The sequence below is a fragment of the Streptomyces sp. SID14436 genome, from assembly GCF_010548465.1.
Lineage (GTDB): Bacteria > Actinomycetota > Actinomycetes > Streptomycetales > Streptomycetaceae > Streptomyces.
The window spans coordinates 1-13075 of the sequence record NZ_JAAGMD010000349.1; the positions used below are offsets into that span (position 1 = coordinate 1).

At 71.5% G+C, this 13075-nt stretch carries 8 protein-coding genes; 5 read left to right on the top strand and 3 right to left on the bottom strand.

Going from position 1 to position 13075, the window contains the following annotated elements:
* Positions 1-95 precede the first annotated feature (95 nt).
* Positions 96-3323, bottom strand: coding sequence for a fused isobutyryl-CoA mutase/GTPase IcmF (gene icmF, locus G3I53_RS12455; RefSeq protein WP_164338110.1), 3228 nt, complete (start codon positions 3321-3323; stop codon positions 96-98).
* 298 nt (positions 3324-3621) lie between these two features.
* Here icmF and G3I53_RS12460 point away from each other — a divergent pair, with 298 nt between their 5' ends.
* A complete protein-coding gene (locus G3I53_RS12460) occupies positions 3622-5529 on the top strand; it encodes an ABC transporter ATP-binding protein (protein WP_164338111.1) in 1908 nt (635 codons plus the stop codon).
* 226 nt (positions 5530-5755) lie between these two features.
* On the opposite strand, the gene G3I53_RS12465 is transcribed toward G3I53_RS12460, so the two are convergent.
* Entirely contained in the window at positions 5756-6865 is a 1110-nt protein-coding gene (locus G3I53_RS12465; RefSeq protein WP_203616982.1) for a winged helix DNA-binding domain-containing protein, read from the bottom strand.
* A gap of 4 nt (positions 6866-6869) precedes the next feature.
* On the opposite strand from G3I53_RS12465, the gene G3I53_RS12470 reads away from it, so the two are divergent.
* Entirely contained in the window at positions 6870-7184 is a 315-nt protein-coding gene (locus G3I53_RS12470; RefSeq protein WP_164338112.1) for a nucleotide disphospho-sugar-binding domain-containing protein, read from the top strand.
* 88 nt (positions 7185-7272) lie between these two features.
* Here the strand turns inward: G3I53_RS12470 and G3I53_RS12475 are convergent, their stop codons facing one another.
* Entirely contained in the window at positions 7273-9570 is a 2298-nt protein-coding gene (locus G3I53_RS12475) for an excinuclease ABC subunit UvrA (RefSeq protein WP_164338113.1), read from the bottom strand.
* 327 nt (positions 9571-9897) lie between these two features.
* On the opposite strand from G3I53_RS12475, the gene pcaC reads away from it, so the two are divergent.
* The 3 genes from pcaC (at position 9898) to G3I53_RS12490 (ending at position 12960) form a co-directional block, all read left to right on the top strand.
* Entirely contained in the window at positions 9898-11226 is a 1329-nt protein-coding gene (gene pcaC, locus G3I53_RS12480; protein WP_164438341.1) for a 4-carboxymuconolactone decarboxylase, read from the top strand.
* Positions 11227-11481: 255 nt separating this feature from the next.
* Positions 11482-12117, top strand: coding sequence for an MBL fold metallo-hydrolase (locus G3I53_RS12485; protein ID WP_164338918.1), 636 nt, complete (start codon positions 11482-11484; stop codon positions 12115-12117).
* Between the two features lie 51 nt (positions 12118-12168).
* Complete coding sequence (locus tag G3I53_RS12490; RefSeq protein ID WP_164338919.1) at positions 12169-12960, top strand: exodeoxyribonuclease III; 792 nt, start codon at positions 12169-12171, stop codon at positions 12958-12960.
* Positions 12961-13075 lie beyond the last annotated feature (115 nt).

The window sequence follows — 13075 nt, forward strand, 5'->3', positions numbered from 1 at the left end:
CCGCGGCGGGACGCCGAGGACCACCGGCCCGCCCTCCCCGGCGAGGGGCGCCGCGCCGGCACGGGGACGGCGCCCCCGCGGCTGCCGGCCGGCCGTCAGACGTTGCGCCGGTACTGCCCCCCGACCTCGAAGAACGCCTCGGTCACCTGCTGCAGCGAGCAGACCCGCGCGGCGTCCATGAGCACCTCGAAGACGTTGTCACCGTTGATCGCCGCCTCCTTGAGCCGGGCGATCGCCCGCGCCGCCTCGTCGCGGTGCGTGGTCCGGAAGTCGTGGACCCGCTTGAGCTGGGACTCCTTCTCCTGCTCGGTGGCGCGGGCCAGTTCGAGCTCCTGGGGCTCGGCGTCGCCGCCGGGCCGGCGGAAGGTGTTCACGCCGATGACGGGCAGCGAACCGTCGTGCTTGCGCTGCTCGTAGAGCATCGACTCGTCCTGGATGCGGCCGCGCTGGTAACCGGTCTCCATGGCGCCGAGCACACCGCCGCGCTCGTTGATCCGGTCGAACTCGGCGAGCACCGCGTCCTCGACCAGATCGGTGAGCTGGTCGATGATGAACGAGCCCTGCAGCGGGTTCTCGTTCATCGCGAGCCCCCACTCCCGGTTGATGATCAGCTGGATCGCCAGCGCACGGCGCACCGACTCGGCGGACGGGGTCGTGACGGCCTCGTCGTAGGCGTTGGTGTGCAGCGAGTTGGCGTTGTCGTAGATGGCGATCAGCGCCTGCAGGGTGGTGCGGATGTCGTTGAAGTCCATCTCCTGGGCGTGCAGGGAACGCCCGGAGGTCTGCACGTGGTACTTCAGCTTCTGGCTGCGCTCGTTGGCGCCGTACTTCTCCTTCATCGCGACGGCCCAGATGCGCCGGGCGACCCGGCCGAGCACCGAGTACTCGGGGTCCATGCCGTTGGAGAAGAAGAACGACAGGTTCGGGGCGAAGTCGTCGATGTGCATGCCGCGCGCCAGGTACGCCTCGACGTAGGTGAACCCGTTGGCGAGGGTGAACGCGAGCTGGCTGATCGGGTTCGCGCCGGCCTCGGCGATGTGGTAGCCGGAGATCGACACGGAGTAGAAGTTGCGGACCCGCTGCCGGATGAACCACTCCTGGATGTCGGCCATCATCCGCAGGGAGAACTCGGTGGAGAACAGGCAGGTGTTCTGGCCCTGGTCCTCCTTGAGGATGTCCGCCTGCACGGTGCCGCGCACGCTCGCCAGCGCGTGCGCGCGCAGCTCCGCCGCCTCCTCGGGCGACGGGTCCCGGCCCTCGGTGGCGCGGAACCGCTCGATCTGCTGGTCGACGACGGCGTTGAGGAAGAAGGCCAGCACGGTCGGCGCCGGACCGTTGATCGTCATCGACACCGAGGTGGTGGGCGCGACCAGGTCGAAGCCGTCGTAGAGGGCCTTCATGTCCTCCAGCGTCGCCACGGACACGCCGGAGGTGCCGACCTTGCCGTAGATGTCGGGACGCCGGTCGGGGTCCCGGCCGTACAGCGTGACCGAGTCGAAGGCGGTGGACAGCCGGGTGGCGGGCTGGTCCTCGGACAGCAGCTTGAAGCGCCGGTTGGTGCGGAACGGGTCGCCCTCGCCGGCGAACATCCGGGCCGGGTCCTCGCCGTCCCGCTTGAACGGGAACACACCGGCCGTGAACGGGAAGTGACCGGGCAGGTTCTCGCGGCGCCAGAACCGCACCAGTTCCCCGTGGTCGGTGAACGCGGGCAGGGCCACGCGGGGGACCTTGTTGCCCGACAGGGACTCGCGGGTGAGCTTGGTGCGGATCTCCTTGTCCCGGATCTTCACCACCTGTTCGTCGCCCGAGTAGGACTCCACGACGGCGGGCCAGCCCTCGATCTGCTCGGCGACGTGGTGCGGGAGCTGCCTGCGCGCCTCGTCCAGCAGGGCCGCCACGTTCGCCGCGTCGGACCCGGCCCGGTCGAGCTCGCCCCGCACCAGGTCCAGGCGCTGGACCCGCCGGGCCGCCTCGGCGAGCCGCTCCGTCTCCGCGTGGTAGGCGCGGACCGTCTCGGTGATCTCGGCGAGGTAGCGCACCCGGTCGGCGGGCACCACCTGCCGGATGCCGGAGGAGTGCCGCACGTCCACCGCGGGCAGCGCGCCCTCGGTCAGCGGCAGCCCCTTCTCGCCCAGGGCGGTCCTGAGGTATTGGTAGAGCGCGGTGACGCCGTCGTCGTTGAAGGTCGCCGCCGAGGTGCCGAACACCGGCATGTCCTCCGGCCGCTTGCCGAACGCCTCACGGTTCCGGATCAGTTGGCGGGCCACGTCGCGCAGGGCGTCCTTGGCGCCGCGCCGCTCGAACTTGTTGATCGCGACGACGTCGGCGAAGTCGAGCATGTCGATCTTCTCGAGCTGCGAGGCGGCACCGAACTCCGGTGTCATCACGTACATCGGGATGTCGACGAACGGCACGATCGCCGCGTCGCCCTGGCCGATGCCCGGGGTCTCCACGACCACCAGGTCGAACCCGGCGGCCTTGACCACGTCGATGACGTCCGACAGGTGCTCGGGCAGCTCGTGACTGCCCCGGGTGGCGAGACTGCGGAAGAAGACCCGGTCGCCGTCGAGGGAGTTCATCCGGATCCGGTCACCGAGCAGCGCGCCGCCCCCGCGCCGGCGGGTCGGGTCGACGGCGATCACCGCGATCCGCAGCGCGTCCCGCTGGTCGACCCGGAACCGGCGCACGAGCTCGTCCGTCAGGGACGACTTGCCCGAGCCGCCGGTCCCGGTGATACCGAGCACGGGCGTGACCCGCTGGGCCGCTGCGCCGCGCATCCGCTCCAGGAAGTCCGCGGGCAGCTTGCCGAGTTCGGCGCCGGTGATGGCACGGGCGACGGCGAACCGGTCACCGGCCAGGACGGCGTCGGCGTCGGCCGCCCCGCTGTCCCACAGGTCGATGTCGCACTCCCGCACCACCGAGTTGACCATCCCGGCCAGGCCCATCCGCTGGCCGTCCTCGGGGGAGAAGATGGTGACGCCGCTCCCGCGCAGCCGGTCGATCTCCTCGGGCACGATCACGCCGCCGCCCCCGCCGACCACGCGGATGTGCCCGGCCCCGCGCTCGCGCAGCGACTCGACGAGGTACTCGAAGTACTCGACGTGCCCGCCCTGGTAGGACGAGACCGCCACGCCGTGCACGTCCTCCTCCAGCGCCGCGTCCACGACCTCCTGCACGGACCGGTTGTGGCCGAGGTGGATCACCTCCGCGCCCTGGGACTGGAAGATCCGCCGCATGATGTTGATCGACGCGTCATGCCCGTCGAACAGGGCCGAAGCGGTGACCAGACGGACGGGGTGCACGGGGCGGTGCAGAGCGTTCATGGGTGCCTTCCCGGACAGGACGGGCGGAGTGGTGGCCGTAGAGATAGTAGGACGTCCTAGTAAATTGCCGAAGGTGAGAGGGGTGTGACGGCCAGCACAGGCGCGAACTCCGCGCCCCGGGGCCGCGCACACGCGCCCGCCCGGACGCACGCCGCCCTCGCGCCCCGCGCCACCGGAAATGCCCCCCGTGCCCCTTCCCGTCGACGATGTCCGGTTCCTTTCGCTCCTCCGTAAATGCCTGGACCGGGCCCCCTCGCCGACGGAAGGATTCCCCCTTTCCGAACCACCGGGGAGTGTGATGGGGACGTCCGAAACCCGAGGACCGACGCCTGGCAGGGGCGCGGTCCTCCTGGCCCTCCGCCTCTACGGCCGCGAACTCCGCCGCCTGCGACGGCTCGCCGTGCCCGCCCTGCTGCTGCCCGCCGTGGGCAACATCGGCATCCACTACATCGCGCCGCTGCTCATCGCCAAGCTGGCCGGACGGGCCGCCGCCGACGGCGGCCTCACCCTCGCCTCCGCCTTCCCGTACGTGCTGGGCTTCGGCGTGACGCTGCTGCTCGCCGAGGTGGTCTGGCGCATCGGCCAGCACTGCCTCAACCGGGTGGACGCGCTCGGCATGGAGCACCTCTACGTGCGCGGCATGGACGACCTGCTCGCCCAGGACGCCGCCTTCTTCCACGACAACTTCGCCGGCTCCCTGACCAAGCGGCTCCTCAGCTTCGGCAGGCGCTTCGAGGACTTCGTCGACACCCTCACCTACCGGATCGTGGGCAGTGCTGTCCCCCTGGTCTTCGGGGCCGTGGTGCTGTGGAGCTACGAGCCGATGCTGGTCGCCGGCCTGCTGCTGATGATCACGGTGACCGTCGTGGCCGCGCTGCCGCTGATCCGCCGCCGGCAGCGGCTCGTCGCCGCCCGCGAGGCGGCCGTCGCGCGCGTTTCCGGCCATGTCGCCGACAGCCTCATGAACATGGAGACCATCCGGGCCTTCGCCGCCGAGCCCCGGGAAGCCGCGGAACACCGCGACCGCGTCGCGGAGTCCCGGCGCCTGACCCTGAGGTCGTGGGACTACGGCAACCTGCGCGTCGACGTCCTCATCGCCCCCATGTCCATCCTGACCAACGTGCTGGGCCTGCTCGTGGCGGTCGCCTTCGGCGGCAGCGGCCAGGGCGTCGAGGCGGTCGTGGTGGCCTTCACCTACTACTCCAACGCCACCCGGATCATGTTCGAGTTCAACCAGATCTACCGGCGCCTGGAGAGCTCGATGACCGAGGCCGCGCAGTTCACCGAACTGCTGCTGCACCCGCCCACCGTGCTCGACCCCGCCGACCCCGAACCGCTCGCCCCGCGGGACACCGGCATCCGCTTCGAGGCGGTCACCTTCGCCCACGCGGGCGCGCCACCCATCTTCGAGAAGCTGGACCTGGACGTCCCTCCGGGCGCCCGGATCGGCCTGGTCGGCAGGTCCGGCGGCGGCAAGACCACCCTCACCCGGCTCCTGCTGCGGATGTCCGACCTCGACGGCGGACGCATCCTCATCGGCGGCCAGGACATCAGCCGCCTGCGCCAGAGCGACCTGCGCTCACTGATCGCCTACGTCCCCCAGGAACCGGCCATGTTCCACCGCAGCCTGCACGACAACATCGCCTTCGCCCGGCCCGGCGCCACCGACGAGGAGATCCACGCGGCGGCGGACGCCGCCCACGTCACGGAGTTCGCGAACCGGCTCCCCGACGGTTTCGCCACCCTGGTGGGGGAGCGGGGCGTCAAACTCTCCGGCGGCCAGCGCCAGCGCGTCGCCCTCGCCCGGGCCATCCTGCGCGACGCCCCGATCCTGCTCCTCGACGAGGCGACCAGCGCGCTCGACTCGGAGAGCGAACTCCTCGTCCAGGACGCCCTGTGGCGCCTGATGGAGGGCCGCACCGCCCTCGTCGTCGCCCACCGCCTGAGCACCGTCGCCGGCATGGACCGCCTCGTCGTGCTCGACCGGGGCACCGTCGTCGAACAGGGCAGCCACGACCAGCTCCTCGCCGCCGAAGGCCCCTACGCCCGGCTCTGGCGCCACCAGTCGGGCGGTTTCCTCGGCGCGACCGAGGAGGGTGCCGGCGAGGGGGCGGACGGCACCGGGCTGGACGAAGACCCCGCGCCCGAGGGCACGATGGTGCCGACGGGGGCAGGGCGGGACGGTACGGGCCCGGCCGGCGTCTGACGGGCAGCCGGTAAGCGGCGAGGCCCGGGCAACCGGAGGTGCCGCTGGGCAGGTGAGGATGACGGCGGGGACCGGCATGGGGGGCGAGCGCGGGAGACGGCGGAGGACGGGCTCCGGACGCCTTGCAGGGGTACCGAGCCCGGCTCTCACCGCCGAGGGCGTGTCTTTCGTTCCCGCGTCCTCCCGGTCCGTCCACCGGGTATCCGACCGGAACCGGGGCGGGGCATCAGACGGTCCGCACCGACATCGTGTACGACTGGCCGTGGCACGCCTCCAGGTGCGCGACCTCCGCCTCCAGCGCCTCCTTCGGCACCTCGGCGCTCTCGGAGAACAGCTGCACGTCCACGGTCCCGTCGGAGACCTCCCACACCCCGGCGGCCCGCCCCCGGTGCACCACCACGGGCGTGATCCAGCCGGACGTGCGGCTCACCGCCTTGCGCCGCTGCGACCGCAGGACGCGCGTGTCGGCCGTGCCCGGACCCAGCACGTACTGGTCGAACCCGGCCAGCAGCCGCACCTCCTCGGACGGCTCGGCGGCCGCCAGCGCGTCCACGTCCTCGGCGCGCAGGTAGCACACCGTCCCGTCCACCTCCACCTGCGCCGGCTCCTCACCGAGCGAGGCGAACCAGCCGCGGACCGCGGTCTTGCGGTGCGCGTTGCGCGTGAGCCAGGCGTCGAAGGTCTCCGGTGTCGCCGGCCCGTGCGCCCCGAGATACGCGGGGATCACGATGCGGGCCGCCTCCTCCGGCTCCATCGTCCCGGACCAGCCGGGCACCCGGTCGCGCGGTGAGGCGAAGGTGATGCGGTTGCCCTGGTTCGGTCCGTGACACAGCTTCCCCGTCCAGGCCAGCGGCTTGAGCACCGTCCCCCACCCGGAGGTCAGCTGCCCCTCCAGGGACGCGAACTCCTTCTGGGCGACCAGTGCCTCGGTGAGTTCCTGACGGGTGAGGGACCGGCCGGCGAGGAGCTCGTCGACGGCTTGGCCCAGGGCCGTCATCTGCTCCGGCGCGACCCCGAAGGTCCGCCGCCAGGCGGGCTTCTCCCAGGTCTTGGCTGCCGCCATCAACGACAGGTAGGCCGCCGCGTGTTCCACCGCCACGAGGTGCAGCGTGCCCCGCATGACCCAGGTCTTGACGACTTCACGAGCGTCGAGCGCCTGCTGGACGGCGTCGGCCTTCGGCTTCCGCTGCCGGACGGCGAGGGCGAGCTCGCCGACGAGGCCACCTGCGCCTGCACGCCCGCCAGTTCCCGCACGAGGGTGGCGACGGACGACGTCCCCCCGCGGGGCAAGGCTCTGCTGTCGCAGCCGCCAGGCGAGCACCTGGTCATGGGTCACGTGCATGTTGCGGGCGACGGCGGCCCTGCACGGGGTGCCTCAGCTCGCCCTCGCCTGGCAGTGGGACGACGTCTTCCGGGCCGGGCAGCTGGAAAGGCTGGGCGCGGGGATCTTCCTCCCGCCGCACGGTGAGGGCGCCTCGGCCGACCGGGTCAGGGACAGGCTGGCTCAGATACTGGCCGAGCCGTCCTTCCGGCAGGGCGCCGCGCGGATCCGCGCGGAGATGCTGCGGACCCCGGCACCCGGTGCGGTGGTGCCGACGCTGGAACAGCTGACGGCCCGGCACCGTGTGTCGGCCGGGCAGCGTGTCCGGCGCTGAGCCCTGTCCGGTGACCTCTGGTCCCGGGGCCGCGGCGTTCCCGGGGACGGGCACGTACGGGAACGCCGGTCGGCCCTCGGGGCGAGGATCAGCGCCTGGCGCGATGACCGGTCGTCTCGGAACCGGCGTCGGCCAGGGACGCGGCGAGGAACCGACCCGTGACCGAGTGCTCGGCCTTCGCCAGGTCGGCGGGGGTGCCCTCGAAGATCACCCGGCCGCCCTCGCTGCCGCCCCCGGGACCGAGGTCGACGACCCAGTCCGCGTGCTTGACGACGTCGAGATTGTGCTCGATGACGATGACCGAGTTGCCCTTCTCGACCAGGTCGTCGACCAGGTGGACGAGGCTGTCGACGTCGGACATGTGGAGCCCGGTGGTGGGCTCGTCCATGACGTAGACGCTGCCCTTCTTCCCGAGCTCCGTGGCGAGCTTGATGCGCTGGCACTCGCCGCCGGAGAGCGTGTTCAGCGGCTGGCCGAGCTGGAGATAGCCGAGGCCGACCCGGTTGATGGAACGGAGGGTCGTGGCAACCCTGGGTTCGGTGAAGAACTCGGCCGCCTCGGCGGCGCTCATCGACAGTACGTCGTGGATGTTCTGCCCGCGCAGGGTCAGACGCAGGACGTCTTCGGTGAAACGCATCCCCGCGCACACCTCGCAGGTCGTGATCATCGGATCCATGAAGGCGAGGTCGGTGTAGATGATGCCGTGTCCCTGGCAGGTGGGGCAGGCGCCCTCGGAGTTGAAGCTGAACAGTGAGGGGCTGACCTGGTTCTCGCGGGCGAACAGCCTGCGGATCTCGTCCATGATGCCGGTGTAGGTCGCCGGGTTCGAACGCCGGTTGGTGGTGACCGCGGACTGGTCGATGACGACCGCCGAGGGGTGTTGCCGCAACAGCACGTCGTGAATGAGCGTGCTCTTGCCGGAGCCGGCCGGCCCGGTGACGGCGGTCAGTACGCCGAGCGGAATCCGTACGCTGATGTCCTTGAGGTTGTGGGCCCGGGCTCCCGTCACCTCCAGGTGCCCCCTGGCCTCGCGGAACCGGTCCTTGATCGGGGTGATCCTGCGGAGGTACCGTCCCGTCGGCGTGTCCGCCTCGGTGAGGCCCCGGACGTCGCCCTGGTAGACGATCTCGCCTCCGTGGCGCCCGGCCCCGGGCCCGATGTCGATGACGTGTTCAGCCATCTCGATGATGTCGCGGTCGTGCTCGACCACCAGCACCGTGTTGCCCTTCCCGGCCAGTTCCATCAGGAGCCGGCTGAGCCGCTGCACGTCGCTGGGGTGCAGGCCGATCGTGGGCTCGTCGAAGATGTAGACCATGTCGACGAGCGAACTGTTGAGGTGCCGCACCATCTTGATGCGCTGCGACTCGCCGCCGGAGAGCGTGGACGTCTCGCGGTTGAGGCTGAGGTATCCCAGCCCCAGTTCGACGAGGTGCTGGAGCCGCTCGATCAGACTGGCCGTCAGGGTGGAGACGGACGACGCGTCGACCTTCTTGACGGCGTCCATCAAGTCGGCGATCTCCAGGGCGGCGAGTTCGGCGATGTTCCGGCCGTTGATGCGGCACCCGAGCGCCTGCCGGCTGAGCCGCTGCCCCTGACAGGTGTCGCAGGGCCCCCGGGTGACGACTCGCTCCAGTGCCACGCGGTTCTTGGCGCTCATCTCGTCCGGCTCCTTGCGCAGGTAGAGCCGGTTGAACTTGTCCATCAGCCCTTCGTACTTGGAGTTGATCTTTCCGCCCTGCCACTCCAGAGCGATGGACCCCTGGGTCCCGTACAGGAACGCCTGCCACTCGCTCTCGGTGTAGTCACGGAGCTTCTTGTCGTTGTCGAAAAGGCCGGAATTGGCGTACAGCTTCCAGAACCAGCCCCCCACATTGAAGGCGGGGTGCCGGATGGCGCCCTCGTTCAGCGACTTGGACCTGTCGAGCAGCTTGTCGAGGTCGACCTGCACCCGGTGGCCAAGGCCCTCGCAATCAGGGCACATTCCGGAGGGGTCATTGAACGAGAAGGCGTTCGAATAGCCGATCCAGGGCTTGCCCACCCGGGAATAGAGCAGCCGGAGCAACGCGTAGATGTCGGTGATCGTCCCGACGGTGGACCGCGCGTTCCCCCCGATCCGCTTCTGATCGATGATCACCGCAGTCGAGAGGTTCGCGATGTCGTCCACGTCGGGCTGGCCGTACTTGGGCAGGCGGTTGCGCACGAACGCGGTGAACGTCTCGTTGAGCTGCCGCTGGGATTCCGCCGCGATGGTGTCGAACACCAAGGACGACTTTCCGGATCCAGATACCCCCGTGAAGACGGTGACCATGTGTTTCGGCACCTCCACGGAGATGCCCTTGAGGTTGTTCTCACGGGCACCGATGATCTGAATAGCCTTCTGCTGCATGAGCGTCCTCACATCGACGGAAGCGAGCGGCTTCTCACGCTAGCGGCGATTGAGGTCAGATCCCGGCCGCAATGTCGACCAAGCCCGTCCCGGACGGCGCGATGGGACAGCGGACCGGTTGTGTTCCGTGACGCAGGGCCGGGGACGTCACCGGAATGCGCGGCGCGTTCCGGGTCAGGGCTCACGTGTCGATCGACGTACGCCGCAGGTCGGTCTCGATCCGTGAGGCCGTCGGCATTGTCCGGCAGGAGCGGCCACGGACGCATCGACCAGCCGGCTTCCCCCGGGCTGCGTGAGATGCCTGTGAGACGTGAGAGGGTCTGGGGCGTGAGTGAGACACCACCGAACACCCTGCAATACCGCTTTGACGGGCCGGAAGACGCACCGGTCCTGATCCTGGGTCCCTCACTGGGTACCACATGGCACATGTGGGACCGCCAGGTCCCGGAACTGACCCGGCAGTGGCGGGTGTTCCGGTTCGATCTGCCCGGGCACGGCGGGGCGCCCGCCCACCCGGCGGACTCCGTGGCCGAACTCGCCGAACGGCTGCTCGCCACCCTCGAAGGGCTCGGTGTGCAGCGGTTCGGCTACGCCGGCTGCGCGCTGGGCGGGGCGGTCGGGATCGAGCTGGCGCTGCGGCACCCCGAGCGGCTCGCCTCGCTGGCCCTGATCGCCGCCTCACCGCGCTTCGGTTCGGCGGACGAGTTCCGGCGGCGCGGGGTGATCGTCCGGACCAACGGGCTCGACCCGATGGCGCGCAGTGCGCCCGAGCGTTGGTTCACCGGCGGGTTCGCGGCGGCGCAGCCCGCCATCACCGAGTGGGCCGTGCAGATGGTGCGCACGACCGACCCCGGCTGCTACATCGCCGCCTGCGAGGCCCTCGCCTCCTTCGACGTGCGGGCCGGACTCGGCAGCGTCGGTGTGCCCACGCTCGTCCTGGTCGGCTCCGAGGACCAGGTCACCGGGCCGGCCGAGGCGCGCAACCTGGTCGCCGGGATCCCGGACGCCCGGCTCGCCGTCGTCCCCGGCGCCTCCCACCTGGTGCCGGTCGAGCAGCCCGCCGCCGTGACCGATCTGCTGGTGCGGCACTTCTCGACCGCCTGGCAGCCGGCCTACGACAGCAGCACCGGGCAGGTCGCCCTGCCCACCGGCGCCGTCGCCCGCCCGACCTCCGCCCCCGTCCCGGCGGCCGCCCCCGTGCGGCATCCGGCGCCCGCCGCGCCGGTCGCCGAGATCGCCCCGGCCGTCGCCCCCCAGCAGCCCGCCCACGGCCCCGCGGACGCGTACGACGAGGGGATGAAGGTCCGCCGGGACGTGCTGGGGGACGCGCACGTCGACCGCGTGCTGGCACAGGCCGACGACTTCTCGGCCGACTTCCAGGAGTTCGTCACCCGCTACGCCTGGGGCGGTGTCTGGGACCGGCCCGGCCTGGACCGGCGCACCCGCAGCTGCGTCACGCTGACCGCCCTGGTCGCCGGCGGTCACCTGGAGGAGCTGGCCTCCCACACCCGCGCGGCCCTGCGCAACGGCCTGACCCCCGACGAGATCAAGGAGGTCCTGCTCCAGGCGGCCGTGTACTGCGGCATCCCGGCCGCGGGCAGCGCCTTCCGCGTGGCCCAGCAGGTCATCCGGGAGGAGACCACACCGCAGGAGTGAGCAGGGGGGAGCAGGGGAGCGAGCGGGAGGCCCGGATCCGGGTCCGGCGGCCGGCGGAGCCCTGCACGGCGGCCCGGGGAGGAGCAACCGCGTGGACTCGCCGCCCCGCCCGGTCGCCGGGAGCCCCCGCCCGCCCGGCGGCAGCGATCCCGCCCCTTGGCCGGTGGCACCGACCGCTCGCCCCGGCCCGACCGCCCCCCTCGCCCCGGCCCGGCGTCCCGGCCGCGCTCCGCGTGGCGGGGGCAGGATGGAGACATGAAGCTCACCAAGATGTCGCACTCCTGCGTCCGTCTGGAACGGGACGGCCGTGCCCTGGTCATCGACCCAGGCGGGTTCACCGAGCCCGACGCCGCCGTCGGCGCGGAGGCCGTGCTGGTCACGCACGAGCACCCCGACCACTTCGACGAGGGACGGCTGCGGGCGGCCCTGGAGGCCGACCCGGCGACCGAGATCTGGACCCTGCGGGCGGTCGCCGAGCAGCTCACCGCGGCCTTCCCCGGGCGCGTGCACACGGTCGGGCACGGTGACACCTTCACGGCCGCCGGCTTCGACGTCGAGGTGCACGGCGAGCTGCACGCCGTGATCCACCCGGACATCCCGCGCATCACCAACGTCGGCTACCTCGTCGACGGCGGCGCGGTCTTCCACCCCGGTGACGCGCTGACCGTCCCCGACCGCCCCGTGCGCACGCTGATGCTGCCGGTCATGGCCCCCTGGAACAAGATCTCCGAGGTCATCGACTACGTCCGTGAGGTGCGCCCCGAGCGCGCCTACGACGTGCACGACGCCCTGCTCACCGACCTCGCCCGCCCGATCTACGACCGGCAGATCGGCGCCCTCGGCGGCACCGAGCACCTGCGGCTGGAGCCCCGGGCGTCGGTCGAGCTGTGAGCGAGCGGCGGCGGATCCGGGTTGTCACAGGTGCCGGGTAGGTTGGGGGACATGCGCATCGCGACCTGGAACGTGAACTCGATCACCGCCCGCCTGCCGAGGCTCCTGGCCTGGCTGGAGAGCAGCGGCACGGACGTGCTGTGCCTCCAGGAGGCCAAGGTCGCCGAGGAGCAGTTCCCCGTGGAGCCGCTGCGCGAGCTGGGCTACGAGGCGGCGGTCCACGCCACCGGCCGGTGGAACGGCGTGGCGGTGCTCTCCCGCGTCGGCCTGGAGGACATCGTCAAGGGCCTGCCCGGCGATCCCGGTTACGACGGCTCCGTGGAGCCCCGCGCGATCTCCGCCACCTGCGGACCGGTCCGCGTCTGGTCCGTGTACGTGCCCAACGGCCGGGAGGTGGACCACCCGCACTACGCCTACAAGCTCCAGTGGCTGGAGGCGCTGCGGGCCGCCGTCGCCGGTGACGCGGCCGGCAGCCGCCCGTTCGCCGTGATGGGCGACTACAACGTGGCGCCGACCGACGACGACGTCTACGACCGGGCCGCCTTCGAGGGCTCCACCCATGTCACGCCCGCCGAGCGGGCCGCCCTCGCCTCCCTGCGCGGGGCCGGCCTGACGGACGTCGTCCCGCGCCCCCTGAAGTACGAGCACCCCTTCACGTACTGGGACTACCGCCAGCTGTGCTTCCCCAAGAACCGGGGCATGCGCATCGACCTGGTCTACGGCAACGAGGCGTTCGCCAAGGCGGTCACCGACTCCTACGTGGACCGCGAGGAGCGCAAGGGCAAGGGCGCCTCCGACCACGCGCCGGTCGTCGTGGACCTGGACGTGGCCCCCGACGCCTGACCGGCCCCGCCGCCCGTACCACTGCCCCGGCCGGCCTTTCCCCGGCCGCCCCCGGCCCGCCCGGACCGCCTTCCTCCGGCCGGCCCGAACCGCCCCCGCGCCCCGGGCCGTCGGC

Excerpts from the sequence above, each read along its gene's own strand:
- icmF (WP_164338110.1), bottom strand. The coding sequence starts at position 3,323 with ATGAACGCTCTGCACCGCCCCGTGCACCCCGTCCGTCTGGTCACCGCT.
- G3I53_RS12460 (WP_164338111.1), top strand. The coding sequence starts at position 3,622 with ATGGGGACGTCCGAAACCCGAGGACCGACGCCTGGCAGGGGCGCGGTC.
- G3I53_RS12470 (WP_164338112.1), top strand. The coding sequence starts at position 6,870 with ATGTTGCGGGCGACGGCGGCCCTGCACGGGGTGCCTCAGCTCGCCCTC.
- G3I53_RS12475 (WP_164338113.1), bottom strand. The coding sequence starts at position 9,570 with ATGCAGCAGAAGGCTATTCAGATCATCGGTGCCCGTGAGAACAACCTC.
- G3I53_RS12485 (WP_164338918.1), top strand. The coding sequence starts at position 11,482 with ATGAAGCTCACCAAGATGTCGCACTCCTGCGTCCGTCTGGAACGGGAC.
- G3I53_RS12490 (WP_164338919.1), top strand. The coding sequence starts at position 12,169 with ATGCGCATCGCGACCTGGAACGTGAACTCGATCACCGCCCGCCTGCCG.